Origin of the sequence: Methylotenera sp. (assembly GCF_029946165.1) — a bacterium.
In the GTDB taxonomy this organism is placed as follows: Bacteria; Pseudomonadota; Gammaproteobacteria; order Burkholderiales; family Methylophilaceae; genus Methylotenera.
On record NZ_JAQSDZ010000024.1, the window covers coordinates 119,188 to 136,791 of the forward strand.

Annotated in this window: 15 protein-coding genes; 11 read left to right on the plus strand and 4 right to left on the minus strand. The window is 41.9% G+C overall.

Features of this window, described 5'->3' with window-relative positions; all coding sequences use genetic code 11:
- Nucleotides 1–170 precede the first annotated feature (170 nt).
- From rplU to PSV17_RS12590, 6 genes are all read left to right on the plus strand, one after another.
- Entirely contained in the window at nucleotides 171–536 is a 366-nt protein-coding gene (rplU, locus tag PSV17_RS12565; protein ID WP_300388396.1) for a 50S ribosomal protein L21, read from the plus strand.
- A gap of 33 nt (nucleotides 537–569) precedes the next feature.
- Nucleotides 570–830, plus strand: a complete 261-nt coding sequence (rpmA, locus tag PSV17_RS12570; protein ID WP_300388398.1) for a 50S ribosomal protein L27 — start codon at nucleotides 570–572, stop codon at nucleotides 828–830.
- Nucleotides 831–1,015: 185 nt separating this feature from the next.
- Nucleotides 1,016–2,104 carry an Obg family GTPase CgtA gene (cgtA, locus tag PSV17_RS12575; RefSeq protein ID WP_300483177.1) on the plus strand — a complete coding sequence of 363 codons (1,089 nt, stop codon included), beginning with the start codon at nucleotides 1,016–1,018 and terminating at the stop codon, nucleotides 2,102–2,104.
- A 2-nt stretch (nucleotides 2,105–2,106) separates the two neighbouring features.
- On the plus strand, nucleotides 2,107–3,267 hold the full coding sequence (gene proB / locus PSV17_RS12580; protein WP_300483178.1) for a glutamate 5-kinase: 1,161 nt from the start codon (nucleotides 2,107–2,109) through the stop codon (nucleotides 3,265–3,267).
- A 73-nt stretch (nucleotides 3,268–3,340) separates the two neighbouring features.
- Nucleotides 3,341–3,838 carry a 5-(carboxyamino)imidazole ribonucleotide mutase gene (gene purE / locus PSV17_RS12585; protein WP_300483179.1) on the plus strand — a complete coding sequence of 166 codons (498 nt, stop codon included), beginning with the start codon at nucleotides 3,341–3,343 and terminating at the stop codon, nucleotides 3,836–3,838.
- A 56-nt stretch (nucleotides 3,839–3,894) separates the two neighbouring features.
- A complete protein-coding gene (locus PSV17_RS12590; RefSeq protein WP_300483181.1) occupies nucleotides 3,895–5,061 on the plus strand; it encodes a 5-(carboxyamino)imidazole ribonucleotide synthase in 1,167 nt (388 codons plus the stop codon).
- 87 nt (nucleotides 5,062–5,148) lie between these two features.
- Here PSV17_RS12590 and rpsT read toward each other — a convergent pair whose 3' ends face one another.
- Nucleotides 5,149–5,484, minus strand: a complete 336-nt coding sequence (gene rpsT / locus PSV17_RS12595; RefSeq protein WP_300483182.1) for a 30S ribosomal protein S20 — start codon at nucleotides 5,482–5,484, stop codon at nucleotides 5,149–5,151.
- Between the two features lie 186 nt (nucleotides 5,485–5,670).
- Between rpsT and murJ the strand changes: the two genes are divergently transcribed.
- The 5 genes from murJ to PSV17_RS12620 all read left to right on the plus strand — a co-directional run bounded on the left by murJ (nucleotide 5,671) and on the right by PSV17_RS12620 (nucleotide 11,964).
- Entirely contained in the window at nucleotides 5,671–7,215 is a 1,545-nt protein-coding gene (gene murJ / locus PSV17_RS12600) for a murein biosynthesis integral membrane protein MurJ (protein WP_300483184.1), read from the plus strand.
- A complete protein-coding gene (locus tag PSV17_RS12605) occupies nucleotides 7,216–8,124 on the plus strand; it encodes a bifunctional riboflavin kinase/FAD synthetase (RefSeq protein ID WP_300483186.1) in 909 nt (302 codons plus the stop codon).
- A gap of 61 nt (nucleotides 8,125–8,185) precedes the next feature.
- Nucleotides 8,186–10,996 carry an isoleucine--tRNA ligase gene (gene ileS / locus PSV17_RS12610; RefSeq protein ID WP_300483189.1) on the plus strand — a complete coding sequence of 937 codons (2,811 nt, stop codon included), beginning with the start codon at nucleotides 8,186–8,188 and terminating at the stop codon, nucleotides 10,994–10,996.
- 135 nt (nucleotides 10,997–11,131) lie between these two features.
- Nucleotides 11,132–11,596 (plus strand): signal peptidase II, encoded by a 465-nt coding sequence (gene lspA / locus PSV17_RS12615; RefSeq protein ID WP_300483191.1) that lies wholly within the window; start codon nucleotides 11,132–11,134, stop codon nucleotides 11,594–11,596.
- 56 nt (nucleotides 11,597–11,652) lie between these two features.
- Entirely contained in the window at nucleotides 11,653–11,964 is a 312-nt protein-coding gene (locus PSV17_RS12620; RefSeq protein WP_300483194.1) for a DUF1905 domain-containing protein, read from the plus strand.
- 40 nt (nucleotides 11,965–12,004) lie between these two features.
- On the opposite strand, the gene PSV17_RS12625 is transcribed toward PSV17_RS12620, so the two are convergent.
- The 3 genes from PSV17_RS12625 to PSV17_RS12635 are packed head-to-tail and all read right to left on the minus strand — an operon-like array spanning nucleotide 12,005 to nucleotide 17,512.
- Complete coding sequence (locus PSV17_RS12625; protein WP_300483195.1) at nucleotides 12,005–14,143, minus strand: EAL domain-containing protein; 2,139 nt, start codon at nucleotides 14,141–14,143, stop codon at nucleotides 12,005–12,007.
- Between the two features lie 25 nt (nucleotides 14,144–14,168).
- The gene (locus PSV17_RS12630) at nucleotides 14,169–14,534 is read right to left on the minus strand and encodes a response regulator (RefSeq protein ID WP_300483198.1); all 366 of its coding nucleotides are present in this window, start codon (nucleotides 14,532–14,534) and stop codon (nucleotides 14,169–14,171) included.
- Complete coding sequence (locus PSV17_RS12635; RefSeq protein WP_300483200.1) at nucleotides 14,531–17,512, minus strand: transporter substrate-binding domain-containing protein; 2,982 nt, start codon at nucleotides 17,510–17,512, stop codon at nucleotides 14,531–14,533. The genes PSV17_RS12630 and PSV17_RS12635 overlap by 4 nt, the downstream gene beginning before the upstream one ends.
- Nucleotides 17,513–17,604 lie beyond the last annotated feature (92 nt).

Here is a 17,604-nt window from a genome sequence, read left to right on the forward strand (position 1 = left end):
GTTGAGTTATAGCTGTTTTATATCCTGTTAATAGCCCATAAATCGTGAGATAATTATTAATTAAGATGAATGCGGCAGTTTTTTAAAATTGCTTGCGATTATGGTTTGCTTTGCTAGATTATTTGCGTATAATGCCGAGTTCTTTAGAAAGCGTAATTTAAGGCTCAATCATGTATGCTGTAATTAAAACTGGTGGTAAGCAATATCGCGTAATTTCAGGCGAAAGATTAAAAGTTGAAAAATTAGAAGTTGAAGTTGGCGGTACTGTTACGCTAGATCAAATTTTAATGGTTTCAGATGGTGAAAGCACAACCATCGGATCACCTATCATTAACGGCGCAACTGTAAAAGCAACCGTGCTTTCACATGGCCGTGGTGACAAGGTAATGATTTTCAAATTCCGTCGTCGTAAACATTATCGTAAAACACAAGGCCATCGCCAAAGTTTTACTGAAATCCAAATCGGCGAAATTTTAGCTGCAGGTCAAGCTGCTGCAAAACCAGCAAAAGCAAAAGCCGCTAAAGCTGCAGAATAATTGAAGCAATAAATAAGACTTAAGGATTAAATCATGGCACACAAAAAAGCAGGCGGTAGTTCACGTAACGGTCGCGATTCACACTCACAACGACTAGGTGTTAAAGCATTTGGTGAAACAGTTGTGACAGCAGGTAGTATCATTGTTCGTCAACGCGGTACAAAAATGCACGCAGGCGAAAATGTTGGCATGGGTAAAGATCATACTTTGTTCGCAAAAGCGGACGGTAAAGTATCATTTGCAATTAAAGGCGCTTTAAAACGCCACACTGTAAGCATTATTGTTGCAGCTTAAGTTAAAATAACTTTATTAAAGCCTCATCGTTTGATGGGGCTTTTTTATTTGGTAAACTCTCATGTGTGAATAATCAGTTTAAGCTGATTAACTCCACTGAAAGACCTTTACATACAGGAATGACGGGATTGCTTTAATTTATAGCTGTTTTAAAAGTTAAAGTACTTCTGCATTAGGTCAAAAAGATGAAATTTATAGACGAAGCAACAATCAAAATTTACGCAGGTGACGGTGGTAACGGCGTTGCTACGTTTCGTCGTGAGAAATACGAGCCAATGGGCGGCCCTAGCGGCGGTGACGGCGGTCGTGGCGGTTCTATCATCATTGAAGCTGATCGCAATATTAATACCTTAGTAGACTATCGCTACACCCGTACTTTTAGAGCGCAGCGTGGCGAAAATGGCCGTAGTGCTGAATGTTACGGCGCTAAAGGTGAAGATATGGTGTTACGTGTGCCAGTAGGTACCGTGATTTCAGATAAAGCCAGCGAACAAATGTTGGTAGATTTAAGCGAGCATGGTCAACGTGCACAGATGGCTTCTGGCGGCAAGGGTGGCCTAGGTAATGTGCATTTCAAATCAAGCTTGAATCGTGCGCCACGCCAATGTACCAAAGGTGATGTCGGTGAAGAGTTTGAGCTTTATTTAGAGCTTAAAGTATTGGCAGATGTAGGTTTATTGGGCATGCCAAATGCAGGTAAATCTACTTTTATTCGTTCAGTTTCTGCAGCAAAACCTAAAGTGGCTGATTATCCTTTTACTACCTTGCATCCTAATTTGGGTGTGGTACGTGTGGATACCGAACGTAGCTTTGTGATTGCCGATATTCCAGGCATTATTGAAGGTGCGGCTGAAGGAGCAGGGCTAGGTCATCAGTTCTTACGCCATTTACAACGTACTTCTTTGTTGCTGCATTTGGTCGATATTGCGCCATTTGATGAAGCTGTTGACCCAGTTTATGAGGCAAAAGCGATTGTTGAAGAGCTTCGTAAGTATGATGAGGCGCTTTATGACAAGCCACGTTGGTTGGTGTTGAATAAAATTGACATGTTGCCAGATTCACAAGAAGTCGTAAAACAGTTCGTCAAAGACTACGGTTGGAAAGGTCGCGTATTCGCGATTTCAGCCATTAGTGGCGTTGGTTGTAAAGAGCTGACATACGCAATCATGCAGCATATTGAAGAAAACAAACGAGACGCAGAGGATGCTTTGGCTGATACTGGCTTGGTTAATGAAAGCGCAGCAAGTATTGCTGTGACAAAAAAAGAAGTTTAAAAATGATTGCCGTGGAATCTCAATCGCTCAAATCAATTTCTACATCACAATCACTTTTGTTTGATGCAAAAGTCATTGTGGTGAAGGTTGGCTCTAGCCTTGTCACCAACAATGGCAATGGTTTAGATCGAGCGGCAATTGCGGCTTGGGCGGCGCAAATTGCTACTTTGGTGCAACAAGGTAAGCAGGTCGTGTTAGTTTCCAGTGGGGCTGTTGCAGAAGGCATGCAAAGACTGGGATGGAAGAAACGCCCAACCGCCGTGAATGAATTACAAGCTGCAGCAGCGGTAGGTCAAATGGGTTTGGTGCAGATGTATGAAAGCTGTTTTACTGAACATCAATTGCATACTGCGCAAGTGTTGTTAACCCACGACGATTTAGCTGATAGAAAGCGCTATTTGAATGCGCGTAGCACTTTGCGTACATTGCTGGATTTGAAAGTCATTCCTATCATCAATGAAAATGATACGGTTGTGACGGATGAAATTCGCTTTGGTGATAATGATACTTTAGGCTCATTAGTCGCGAATTTAATTGAGGCTGATACTTTGGTGATTTTGACGGATCAGCAAGGTTTGTATTCTGCGGATCCGCGTAAAGATAAAGATGTTAAATTCATACAACATGCTACGGCTGGCGATGCTGCGTTAGAGCAGATGGCCGGTGGCGCAGGTAGTAGCGTAGGTACTGGCGGTATGTTAACCAAGATTCTTGCTGCAAAACGTGCGTCAAGAAGTGGCGCGAATACTATTATTGCTTCAGGTCGTGAGAAGAGCGTACTGGTTCGTTTAGCCGCAGGTGAAGTGATTGGCACACATCTACAAACCACAGAAATGAAAACGACTGCCCGGAAACAATGGCTGGCGGATCATTTGCAGTTGCGTGGCAAATTAACGCTAGACGCCGGCGCGGTAAAAGTCATCAAGCAAGATGGTAAGAGTTTATTGTCAATTGGTGTAACAGCCGTTGAAGGTAGCTTTGAACGTGGCGAAGTTGTTGCGTGTTGCGATGAAAACGGCGTTGAGTTAGCACGTGGTTTGGTCAATTACTCAGCCATGGAAGCCGCGAGAATCATGCGAAAATCGAGTAAAGAAATTGAAAAGATATTGGGCTACGTGGAAGAAGCTGAGTTAATACATAGAGACAATTTAGTCTTGTTATAAGCCTTGGCTTAACTAAACTTAAAATTTAATGTTTTGTGAACTAGATACATAAAGAATAACAAAAGGAATGTTAATGAACAAACAACCTTTAGTAGCGATTATTATGGGCTCTGATAGTGACTGGCCTATTATGAAAGCTGCTGCCCAAATATTAGCCGATTTTGATATTGCCTATACGGCGGATGTGGTTTCAGCGCACCGCACACCAGATTTAATGTTTAGTTTTGCAGAAACTGCCGCACAAAAAGGCTACCAAGTGATTATCGCTGGTGCAGGCGGCGCGGCACATTTGCCTGGCATGGTAGCGGCTAAAACTACTTTGCCAGTTTTAGGCGTGCCAGTGCCTTCTAAGCATCTGCAAGGTCAGGACTCACTTTTTTCTATTGTACAAATGCCTAAAGGCATCCCAGTGGCTACCTTTGCAATTGGCGAAGCTGGCGCAGCAAACGCTGGATTATTTGCCGCCTCAATTTTAGCGAATCATGATGCCGCTTTAGCCAAAAAATTAAGTGAATTCCGTACTACACAGGCTGCAAAAGTGCATGCCATGGAGTTAAGCGACAAGCCTTAATTGTTTTCAAGTTAAATATTACTAAGTTTTAATATCAATCAAACAGTATTCAATATATGAACCATCATCAAGAACAAACATCAGTCATTCTCCCACCTGCAATGCTAGGTATGCTTGGAGGCGGTCAACTTGGTCGTTTTTTTGTAGTAGCTGCCCACGAAATGGGTTACAAAGTCACAGTGTTGGATCCTGATGTGAATAGCCCAGCTGGCAAAATTGCTGATGTGCATATTTGTGCGGCTTTTGATGATAAAGCGGCTTTATTGAAATTAGCCAACACTTGTGAAGCAATCACTACCGAATTCGAAAATGTACCAGCAGACTCACTATCATTTTTAGCTGAAACTAAACCTGTTCGCCCAAGCGCTTACAGCGTTGCGATTGCGCAGCATCGTGTAAGTGAAAAAAACTTTCTAAAACATGCGGGCTTGCCAGTCGCGCCATTCGAAGTTATCAATGAAGTTGAGGACTTACCGAATGATGATAGCGATATTTACCCAGCCATTCTAAAAGTTGCACGATTTGGTTACGATGGTAAAGGTCAGGCTAGAGTAATCAACCAGCATGAAGCACAACTTGCCTTTGCCCAATTTGAGCGCGAAGAATGTGTGCTAGAGAAAATGTTGAAACTTGATTATGAAGTTTCAGTCGTGTTAGCGCGTGATGTGCAAGGTAATGTAGCTACATTTCCAACTTCAGAAAATAGTCATCTCAACGGAATATTAGATGTTTCAATTATACCTGCGCGTGGTCGTGATGCTATTAGTCATCAAGCGCAAAAATTGGCTATTTTAGTCGCAGAAAAGTTGGCTTACACAGGCGTATTAGGCGTAGAGTTTTTTGTTTGTAACGGTGAATTGTTAGTGAATGAAATTGCGCCTAGACCGCATAACTCTGGTCATTATACGATAGATGCTTGTGTGACGAATCAGTTTGAGCAGCAAGTGCGTGCAATGACAGGCTTGCCATTAGGAAGCGCTCGGCAACATAGTTCCGCTGTGATGGTCAATTTATTGGGTGATATATGGCCTGAAGATTCAGATTCTGCACCTGAGTGGCAAGTAGCATTAAATAACCCAATGTTGAAAATGCATTTATACGGTAAACAACAAGCACGTTTAGGTAGAAAAATGGGGCATTTTACCGTGATTAATGTGAACCGTGATGAAGCGCTTAAACAAGCAATGCAAGTACGAGCAGACCTGAAAATTGGAGAACAATAATTGGCTAAAATTGATTAGAAGTTCTTAATCAATTTTAGGTAACAAAAAAAGCCTCGCATTGCGAGGCTTTTTTACTAAATACAACTATTACGCTGTTTTAGATGCAGCTTTAGCTTTAGGCGCGGCTTTTACTTTCGCAGCTACAGCTACAGGAGCTTCAGCAGACATCGCTTTAATCGCAGCATTTAAGCGGCTTTTATGACGTGATGCTTTATTTTTATGAATGATGTTTTTGTCCGCAATGCGGTCAATAACACTAACATTCTCGCTATATGCAGCAGTAGCGGCAACTTTATCGCCAGCTTCTACAGCTTTAATAATTTTTTTAATCGCGGTACGCAAAGTAGAACGCAAACTTGCATTGTGAGCGCGTTGCTTAACTGCTTGACGAGCACGTTTTCTTGCTTGTGCGGTATTTGCCATCTATGTTTCTTTCCTAAAGGGTGCTAAAAGCTATTCGAAATACGAAGCCCGTAATAATAGCTATTTTCTAAACACATTGCAAGTTTAAATGAAGTAAATATCATGGCTATTTGCCGCATGATATCTGTTGGCATGATAAAATCGCGCAATATGCTGTTACTAAGCCAAACTTTCCCAATTTAAAATATGAATCTACTCAAAGCCTTAGCCAAAGTTGGCAGCATGACCTTTGTGTCTCGTATATTGGGATTTGTGCGCGATACCTTGATTGCTCGGGTGTTTGGCGCGGGTATGCTGAGCGATGCATTTATCGTTGCGTTCAAAATTCCTAATTTATTACGCAGAATTTCTGCCGAAGGTGCTTTTAGCCAGGCTTTCGTGCCTATTTTGGCTGAATATAAAAGCCAGCGTAGTTTTGATGAAACGCATAATCTGATTAGCCGCGTCGCCACATGGTTAGGTTTGATTCTTGTGATTGTGACTGTGCTGGGTATGTTGGCTGCGCCGTGGATAGTCGCACTGATTGCGCCAGGTTTTACCGTAGATCAACCTAAAATGCAGCTGACGGTTGATTTGTTGCGTATTACTTTCCCTTATATTTTCTTTATTTCCTTAGTTTCAATGGCTGGTGGCGTGCTCAATACTTATAATAAGTTCGGCATTCCGGCATTTACCCCTGTTTGGTTGAATGTCAGCATGATTGCTGCCGTATTGTTTTTTGCTGACCATTTTGCCGAACCTATTAAAGTGTTGGCATGGGCGGTATTTTTTGGTGGATTTTTACAGTTAATTTTTCAGATTCCATTTCTAAAGCAAGTTGGCTTATTACCTAAGCTTGACTTTCATGCAGGTGATGATGGCGTATGGCGCATTTTAAAGTTGATGGGGCCTGCTGTATTAGGTGTATCGGTTGCGCAGATTTCTATGATTACCAATACGATATTTGCATCTTTTTTAAAAACGGGTAGTGTGAGTTGGCTATATTACGCAGATAGATTAATGGAGTTCCCAACGGGCGTGCTCGGTGTGGCGCTTGGTACTATATTGCTGCCTAGTTTATCTAAAGCGTATGCGGGCAAGGATGAGAGTGAATACTCACAATTGTTAGATTGGGGCTTGCGTTTAACCTTTATTTTAGCGGCGCCTGCCGCGTTAGCTTTAGCTGTACTCGCCACGCCTCTGGTCACTGCTTTATTCCATTATGGTAAATTCACCCCAATTGACGTTGTGATGACACAGCAAGCACTTGTAGCCTATAGCGTTGGTTTGCTCGGTTTGATTCTAGTGAAAATTCTAGCGCCAGGCTTTTATGCGCGACAAAATATTAAAACACCAGTTAAAATTGCTGTTTTCACATTGGTCATTACGCAATTAATGAACGTCTTGTTTATTTTTGTATTACATTTACAGCATGCTGGTCTAGCCTTGGCGATTGGCTTGGGTGCATGTATCAATGCGTCATTACTTTATTATCATTTGCGCCAGCATAATATTTTTCAGCCGCAAGCTGGTTGGACGATTTTTTTGCTCAAACTCCTGGTCGCGCTTAGCGTCATGGGCGTCACGCTTTATTTTGCGATGGGTGATACGGCTGCTTGGCTACATTATGGCTTAATGAAACGGCTAATTTATCTTACAGGTTTAGTTACGCTTGGTGGCGCGAGCTATTTTGCAACCCTAATGTTGCTAGGCTTTAAGCCGCGTGATTACATTCGTAGAGTGACGCACTAAATGCAAATATTTCGTCATATTCCAACACGGCAACAGCAGCCATGCGCGCTGGCGATAGGCAATTTTGATGGCATGCATTTAGGGCATCAGGCCTTATTGCAAAAGTTGAATGAAACTGCAAAAGCACTTAATCTGACTTCTGCTGTGATGACCTTTGAACCGCATCCGCGTGAGTTTTTTGCGCCAGAAACCGCACCAGCGCGGCTAAGTTCATTGCGTGAAAAACTTGAGCATTTTGCTGAAGCTGGTGTTGAAACTACTTATGTATGCCGCTTCAATCGACGTTTAGCTAAGTTGACGCCGCAAGAGTTTATGAAAAGTATTTTGCGTGATTCATTGAATGCGCAAGCTATTTTGGTTGGAGATGATTTTAGATTTGGCGCCATGCGTGCTGGTTCTATATTAGATTTTTTAGAAGCAAAGTTTAATCTTATAAGTTTGCCACAAGTTGATTTAGACGATGCTCGCGTTTCTAGCACTCGCGTGCGCTCTGCGCTGGCGACAGGCGCATTGAATGAAGCCTCTATATTGTTAGGCCGGCCATACAGCATAAGTGGCAAAGTGGTGCATGGTGCTAAGTTAGGTCGTCAACTTGGTTTTCCAACGGCTAATGTACATATGCGGCATGAGCGGCCTGCGTTAACGGGGGTGTTTGCAGTAAAATTAGACGGTATGAATAGTGTCGCTAATTTAGGTGTACGGCCGACAATTGCTGGCGTTTCAAAATTGATGTTAGAAGTGAATGTATTAGATTTTAATGCGGATTTATATGGTAAACATGTGCATGTAGAGTTTTTGCATAAAATACGTGATGAAGCTAAATTTGATGGCTTAGATACCCTCAAAGCGCAAATTGCGAAAGATGTTGTTGCGGCAAGAAGCTATTTTGAAGCGACTAAGTTTAAGTAGTAAAGACACTGGATTCCGACTTTCGTCGGAATGACAATTAAGATTGATTAGAGATTTAAAAATGACCGAAGAAGTAAGCAAATATAAACTTAACTTACCTGAAACCAGCTTTCCTATGCGGGGTGATTTAGCTAAACGCGAGCCAGCTTGGCTAAAGGAATGGCAAGATAAACAGCTATATCAAAGAATCCGTAAAGCGCGCAAAGGAGCTAAAAAATTCATTCTGCATGATGGCCCTCCGTATGCTAACGGGGATATACATATCGGTCATGCTGTTAACAAAATATTAAAAGATATCATTATCAAATCTAAAACCATGAGTGGCTTTGATGCACCTTATGTGCCTGGTTGGGATTGTCATGGCTTGCCGATTGAATTGGTTGTAGAAAAAAATCACGGTAAAAATATAGACCCAGCTAAGTTTCGTGAATTGTGCCGTGAATATGCGGCAGAACAAGTGGCGCGCCAAAAGAAAGACTTTATTCGTTTAGGTGTGTTGGGCGATTGGGATAATCCGTACTTAACCATGGATTTTAAAACCGAAGCGGATATCATGCGCGCGCTAGGCGATATTCAAAAAAATGGTTATTTATACCAAGGTAGCAAGCCCGTACATTGGTGTGTGGATTGCGGTTCAGCATTGGCTGAAGCTGAAGTTGAATATGAAGATGTGAACTCACCTGCGATTGATGTGGGTTTTAAGGTGGTTGATAACGCTGCATTAAGTAAAGCTTTTGGCGTAGAAGTGACTGGTGATGCTTATGCTGTGATTTGGACGACTACGCCTTGGACGCTACCTGCCAACCAAGCAGTGAGTGTGAATGCTGAGCTTGACTATAACTTACTGCAAACTGATAAAGGTTTAATTATCCTTGCGAAAGAGTTGGCTTTAGCTTGCGTCCTTAGATATGACCTTACTGTTGATATTAGAGCCACCTGCAAAGGTGAAGCTCTAAAGGGCTTGCTATTACAACATCCATTCGATAATCGCCAAGTGCCAGTTATCTGTGGCGACCACGTCACAACTGATGCAGGTACAGGCTTAGTTCATACTGCCGCAGCGCACGGAAATGATGACTGGTTGGTGATGAAAGCAAACTTCCCTAACGAAAAACCACGCATTTTAATGGGCGGTGATGGTAAGTTCTTTAATAGCGAATTAGTTGAGTTTGAAGCTATTCGCGGCTTAGACAGAAAAGAAGCCAATAAGGTGATTTTGGCCGCCATGACAGAAAGCGGTGCGTTGCTTGCAAGCGCGCGTTTGAATCACAGCTTTCCACATTGCTGGCGCCATAAAACACCATTAATGCAATTGGCTACGCACCAATGGTTTATTGGTATGTATGCGCAAGATGCGGTTGGTATCAGCTTGCGTGAATATGCAAACAAAGCCGTCGATGCTACAGAGTTTTTCCCAGCTTGGGGTCGTGCGCGCTTAGAAGCAATGATTAAAAACCGCCCTGATTGGTGTGTATCGCGCCAACGTAACTGGGGTGTGCCTATGCCATTTTTTGTGCATAAAGAAACCGGTAATCCACATCCACAAACCGCAGAGTTGCTTGAAGCGGCTGCTTTGCTTGTTGAAGCGCGTGGCGTGGAAGCATGGTTTAGCTTAGATGGCGCAGCTTTCTTGGCAGAGCATGCAGCCTTAAATGCAGATGACTACAAAAAAGTCACTTATACCTTAGACGTATGGTTCGATTCTGGCGCCACGCATGCGGCAGTGTTGAAGCGTCGCCCCGAATTGGCATTCCCCGCAGATTTGTATCTTGAAGGTTCAGATCAACATCGTGGCTGGTTTCAAAGCTCATTACTAACGGGCTGTGCGATTGATGGCCGTGCGCCTTACAACGCCTTGCTAACCCACGGTTTTGTTGTGGATGGCGCTGGTCACAAAATGAGTAAATCCAAAGGCAACGTGGTTGCGCCGCAAAAAGTAATGGATACCTACGGTGCGGATATTCTGCGCTTATGGACTGCTTCTACCGACTACTCTGGCGAGCTCACAATCTCGGATGAAATCTTAAAACGCGTCGCGGAAAGTTATCGCCGTATTCGTAATACTATGAAGTTTCTATTGGCGAATATCGCGGATTTTGATGCAAGTAAAGACTTGCTATCAGTCAGTGAGTGGTCAGAGATTGACCGTTATGCATTGCATTTAACGCAAAACCTGCAAACAGAAGTGCTTGCTGATTATGACCGTTACGAGTTTCATTTGGCTGTGCAAAAATTCGTGAGCTTTTGCTCAGAAGATTTGGGCGGTTTTTACTTAGATATTCTTAAAGATAGGCTCTACACTGCTGGTGAGAACTCACCTGCGCGCCGCGCGGCACAAAGCGCTTTGCATGAAATTACACATTGCATGATGCGCTTAATGGCACCAATTTTGAGCTTTACTGCGAATGAGATTTGGCAAACTTTAGGTCTTGATGCTGATAGAACAGTATTTGAGGATACTTGGTATGAATTGCCTGAACATGGTTTAACTGCAGAGCGCATTAGCGCGTGGGAAGCTGTTATTACTACGCGTGGTCAAGCTGCAAAAGACATTGAAATTCTACGTGCAGCGGGTCAAGTTGGCTCTTCCTTGCAGGCCGAGTTAGCGCTTTATTTGCCTGAGGTCACTTTTGATGCTCTAGATAGTTTAGGGGATGATTTACGTTTTGCGATGATTACCTCTATTGCAAAAGTTTACAAAGTGGCGAGTGATGCTGAGCAGAAAATTTTAGTGAACCCGAGCGCTCACAAAAAATGCGACCGTTGCTGGCACTACCGTGCAGACGTCGGTGCAGACGCTGAACATCCACACATTTGCGGCCGTTGTGTAAGCAATTTGTTTGGTAAAGGCGAGGCGCGTAAATATGCTTAAAAGCCACTCTCACCCATCGTCATTCCAGCGTAGGCAGGAATTCAGTCAAGTAAAGAGTAATGGAATGTTCGAAAATAATACGACTTTGGTAAGCAGGCTAGATTCCCGCCTACGCGGGAATGACGGGATTTAACGATGGGATCTCTTTATAAATGGTTCAGTATTAGTGCGGTTGTTGTTGCGCTTGATTTATACACCAAGCATTTAATTCAAGGTGCGTTTGCTTACGGCGAAATGCTCACGCTTACGAGCTATTTTGATTTAGTGCATTATCACAATGAAGGCTCGGCTTTTGGCTTTTTGCATGATGCTGGGGGTATTCAGCGTTGGTTTTTTGCTGGCGTTTCAGTAGTAGCAATTATTGTGATTAGCTATCTTATTCGTAAGCACCGTACTGAAAAGCTTTTTTGTGTCGGTTTAGCCTTGGTTTTGGGTGGGGCAATTGGTAATTTGTATGACCGCGTGACACTAGGTTATGTGATAGATTTTCTTAACTTCCATTATCAGCAAATGTATTGGCCAGCATTTAATGTGGCGGATAGCGCGATTTGCGTTGGGGTAGCTTTGTTGTTGCTGGATAGTTTTAAAAAGCCAAACTAAATATACGCTGAATAAAAATTGTGACTTTACATGGCAAAGGTGAATAGCTCTTTATCATGATTGATATAAATTTCACGTTTATTGGTAAGTGTTGGGTATGGCAGGGTAAGGGTACGTGGCATTTCATCACTCTGCCGCAGGATAAATCCGAAGAAATAAAATTCTTTAGCGATAATCACTTTGGTAAAAGGCGCGGCTGGGGTTCGGTTCGCGTATCCGCTAACATCGGTGGCACCACTTGGGAGACTTCGATTTTTCCATCAAACAACTTAGATGCTTATATCTTACCTATAAAAGCTGAAGTACGTAAAAAGCAGAAAATAATGGCAGGTGATGATGTGCAAGTGGTATTGCAAATTAGCATCTAACGGGGGTAATTTATTGTTTTCGGCTACAATAAATGACTGCTCACTTAGTAGACCAAGTTGCAATTTCAGCTGCGGGCAATGGTATTGAATAAAAATAGCCTTGAACGACTTTACAGCCGCTAGCTTTAACAATATCTGCTTGAGATTGGTTTTCAATTCCTTCGGAGACAATGTCTAAGCCAAGCGCATCTGCCAATGCAACAATAGCCTTAACAATCACACGATCCTCTTCGCAGTTTTGTAAGCCAGAGATAAAAGCACGGTCAATTTTCACCTCATCTACCGCCCAGCGTTTTAAATAGATGAGCGATGAATGCCCCATACCAAAGTCATCTAAAGAGATGTTGAAGCCAGCCTCTTTAATAAAACTCATATTTTTCTTTACGATATCTATGTCATCTAGCAAAGCATGTTCGGTAATTTCAATGCATAGCATATTCGTTGGAATTTGATATTTAACAGGTAAGGTTTTTAGTGCTTGGATGAGGTTTTCTGACCGTAAATGGCGTGCGGATATGTTAGTGGACACGCGAGGGACTTGATATCCTTGATCTAGCCATATGCGAATTTGCTGGCAAACAGCCTCTAGCACCCAATCACCAATTTGGTTAATTAACGATGATTGTTCGGCAATTTTGATGAACTCTAACGGCGAAATTAAACCACGCTCAGGATGCTGCCATCTTAATAATGCCTCTATACCAACGACATTTTGATTGGTATTTTCTACCTGTGGTTGATACTCTAAAAAGAGTTGGTTTTCTTTTAAGGCATGGCGAATGCCGTTTTCCATATCCAGCCATTGGTGAGCAATGAAATTCAAATCGGTGGTGTAAAACTCAAAACAATTACGGCCATTCTGTTTGGCTCTGTACATGGCGAGATCAGCAAAGACCAGAAGAGACTGCGGATCCACGGTGTCATCTGGGTAAACACTCACACCTACACTTATGGTGGTGTAAACACGTTGCTGATACAGATCAAACGGCGTTGTAAACTTAGCAATAATGTCGCGTACCAAGCGGTGTCCATCTTGCGGCGATGCTTCTTCCATAATCATCACAAACTCATCACCACCCAACCTGCAAAGGGTGTCATAAGAACGTATGCACTCTGAAATGCGTTTGGTTGCCATAATCAGCAGTAGGTCACCAGCTTCGTGCCCTAGCGTGTCATTAACTAATTTAAAATGGTCTAAATCAAAGTAAAGCAGTAGGACTTGGCTATTAATGCGGTTAGCTTTTGCAATTGCATGATTAAGTCTTTGCTTAAATAAGCCGCGGTTTGGTAAACCCGTTAATTCATCATGAGAGGCTAAAAACTCTACGCGGCGATTGAGGGCTATCATTTCACTTACGTCGCGCCCAACGCCGCGGTAGCCTATAAAACCTATATCTTCATCAAATATAGGTTTGCCTGACACGCGTAGGTAAACTAGTTTGCCAGATGCATCAATAAAATGTACAACGTAATCAGAAAAGTGTTTATGAGATTGTAGTGTTTCTAGCATTTCACTAGGTATATGACTATGGCAGGTTTTCGCTAAATCTTCTAGGCTGTAAAACTCAAGCCCAGCAGGACTTCCCGCTAAAGCTTGAATTCTTAAATTAGCATCAGATTCCCAAAACCAGTCGGCGGAGGCTTCGGCAAAGTCTCTGAAACGAGCTTCGCTAGCAATTAATTTTTGCTTCTCTTCATTCAGTTCAATGAGTTTTTTGTCCAGCTTCATACGCATGATATCGGCGTGCTGTTTGTCTAGCCGTAATGGCCCGAAATGCGTTTTTCCGTTACTTTCTTGTGGGCTGCCTTGGTAGTTCGCATTAATGATTTTAGCAATAACAGGGAGGAAATCTTCCATCATCATGGGTTTAACCAAAAATTTGGTTGCCCCTAAAGACATCGCGAAACGCTCATCTTGTGCTGAGGTATAAGTTGCGGTGTAGAAAATGAATGGGATATTCTGTAAATATGGGTTTTGTTTAACCTCACGACATAAACCATAACCGTCCATTTCAGGCATTAGAATGTCAGAAACGATTAAATCGACAGCATTGGTTTTTAAGTAAACCAATGCCTTGAAACCATTATCAAAGCTTATCACTTCATAACCGTTGCTACTGAGCACTACCTCTAGTAAGTGCCTTGAATTCTCGTCATCTTCAGCGATTAATATTTTCATTAATATTCTCTTGAGCTATTTTCGCTTATTTGGCTATCGCTTTTTGTATCTGACCAATGACCAGTATTGGATCTATTGGTTTTTCAATATAAGCCGTACATCCTGCCGCAAGTAACTTTTCTTTATCGCCAGACATGGCGTAGGAAGTCATAGCAATGATTGGAATATCCTTGCCTACCGGATGCGCGCGGATTCGTTTTAATACTTCCAGTCCATTAATATCAGGTAGTTGTATATCTAAAATAACAAAGTCAGGCGGCATTGTCAGTGCTTGTTGCACGCCCTCTAAGCCTGTCATAGCAAACCGCGTGTTGTAGTCAGATTGTTCAAGAATAAAGCGTATTAACTCCAAGTTATTTTCGTTGTCTTCTATTATTAATGCCGTTGTCATAAATTTGAATTCTCTAAAATTGACTGATTATTAATTAATGCGTGCTCGGATAATTTTATCGGTACTTTGATAGTAAACGTGCTGCCAACACCCACTTGGCTTTCCACTTCAATGCTACCGCCCAGTAATTGCGTTAAAATTTTACGCGTTAAATATAGACCCAAACCAGTGCCCAGTGTTTTTATTTTTAAATGTGATTCGGCTCGTTCAAATGGCTTAAACAACTGTTCTATTCCTGATTGGCTAATGCCAATTCCTGTGTCCTGAGTGGTGATGATTAAATCTTCATTAAATATGCTTGCTTTAACAATTACTGTGCCCGCTTCGGTATATTTAACAGCATTGCTCACGACATTTAAAATTGCTTGATAAAGTCTTTTACGGTCTGTTTCAAGAGAGATGTCTTCACTACAGTCAATGTGTAAATTTAAATGCTTACCTTCCGCAATATGATGTATGACATTCTCTACTTCATTAAACATTGGTTTTAAAGCAAACGACTCTGAATGTGTTTCTAAAAATCCCGCTTCTATTTTTGAGATGTCAATCACATCAGAAATGAGTGATAGTAAATGTTTGGCAGAATGATAAGCACGGCCAAGTTGATCTTTTTGTTTGATGTTAAGGTCGCCAGACATGCCTTGCAGAACAACGCCTAAAAAACCGATAATTGAATTGAGCGGTGTTCTTAGTTCATGAGACATTGAGGCAACAAACATTGATTTGATACGATCTGCAGATTCAGCACTTTCACGTGCTTTAATCAATGACGCTTGTAATACTTTTTTCTGTGTAATATCTTGGCCGATTGCAATCATTTTGCCTGCGTCTCTACCACCAATTTTACCTGCCTTAACGATAGAGCATTCAAACTCTATTTTCCTGCCATCAGCACATTTGAAAATCAACTCTACGTTGCGGAAAGCCTCACCTCTTTTTGCGCCCATGCCGATAGCAATCGTCTTTTTGAATGATTCTTTTACAACAAAAATATCAATAAAATTCTTACCTATGGCTTCATCGCGGCTAAACCCAGTAACGCTTTCGGCTTCTGGATTAAATTCAATAATCTCCCCATTCATTTTGATAGTAAGTATAGGAATAGGTGCGTATTTGATGACGGAGGTAAGGCGCTGTTCACTTTCTTGTAAGGAAAGCGTTCGCGCCTCTACCATTACTTCTAATTCCTCACTATGTTGCAGAAGGGCTTGTTCAGCGTTATGACGTCTATCCGATTCAATAGCGAGGCGCACTGCGTCACAAACAGAGCCAACAAAGCCTTGTTCGTCTAAGGTCCATTCTCGTGGGCCATGGGTATGCTCACAGCAAACCGCGCCTATCATATTGCCATTTAGCCAAATAGAGCCATCAAGAATGGCACCAATACTATTTTCTTGCACATAGTCTTCTCTAAACTCCACCGTGGATGGATGTTGCATGACATCAGCAACTGCCAACACTCTATTTTGAGATATAAACTCAAAGTACACGGGTAATTCATGCGCTAATAATGGGCTCTCCGTAATGTGAATATTATTGGTTTTTAAGAACAAATCCGCACACTCCAGCATTTGATGGCTAGAATCAAACAGCCAAATGCTTACTCTTTCAACATTGAGTGTTTCAGCAGAAACTTGGGTAATTTCTTTGAAAATCTCATTAGTAGTTTTTTGTTCTTGAGTTTGTGTCTGGCTTAAAATCTGAATAGCTTTTTGTTGCTTGAACAAGCGTAGCGTTTGTTCTTTGGCAATTTTCTCAGCGACTTGTCGTGTTCTAATTTGGCCGTCAAGCTGTTCAAAAAGACTGTGATTTTCTTCATTACGCCTAATGCTACCTAATTTGTAACCACCAAATAACATGATTAACATCAGTGTTGCGACCAATATGCCTAATAAGATTCTATCTTGATGGCTTACCCATTGCTCTGAAGTGATAAGTGTGCCGAGTATGATTAAAATAAAGCATAACAAAGTTAGAATGCGCGGTGATAAGCCGCGGCTAACCTTAGATATATGCTCTAGCGTATCACCCTCTTCTGCGGAAAATTTTGTAATCTTTTGGTGGACATTGCTTTGCATTTTGCTATCCCAAACAAAAACTCGGATAAGCGCAAATAGCATAAGAAATAATACAAGTGTGATGATCCATACTCGATTTAAGGAGATCCAGCTTTGTTCGAAAGCATTTTGTTCTAACCAGCGATCATGTATGGTCTGCCTTTCGCTTTTGGTAATTGATTTCATGCCCTTTTGAATAATGCTAAATAACATCGGCATGTCTTTTCTAACGGCGAGGCTCATTTCGTATTTGAATTCAGATTTACCTGCGACTTTAATATTAATCAGCCCTTGCGTTTGTAGGCACCAACTAGCCACGGGCAAATCGGTCAACATAGCAAAGCTTTCATGAAAAGCAACATGTTGTAAACCTTGGCAGGTGTTATTCACCAAATCTAAGTTTACTTGCGGATAATTTTCTTGTAAGAATTCGTGACTTGCATATCCATTAACCACGCTTAATTTCAAATTATTGAGTTGCGATAAAGTTAGGTCTTTTGGAGCATCGGTGCGTGCAACAATATTTAAAGGAAAGCTGAGTAAAGTGGGACCGAAGTTCCAAATTGAACGGCGATCTTGCGTATTAGCTAACAAAGAGATTACATCTTCACGCGCAATTTGCCCTTTGCTAAGAGCATCTTGTTTAGAGGGAACAACATGTTTGAATTTGTAATTTAATTTTGATTCTAGCAGTTTAATGTAATCAGGCATGAAGCCTTGTAATAAGCCATTGTCAGCATTGAAAGAGATAGGAGGATAGTCATCCCACATGGTTAGAGAGAGGTTAGGGTGCGCATTTAACCAAGCGCGCTCCTCAACAGAGAGCAAACTCCCTGCAGCTTGGCTGGTTTGTCCTAATAGCGATATCCATATTGCTATGATGCAGAGTATGCCATGCTTAAAGAAACTGCTCTTGACCAAAAAATCCCCTGCAAAACAATAGTTATTATTTAAATCTGTGAGCCTGTAAAAAAATCTGTGTAAATGATATTTTACCAATGACCTTCAAAGGA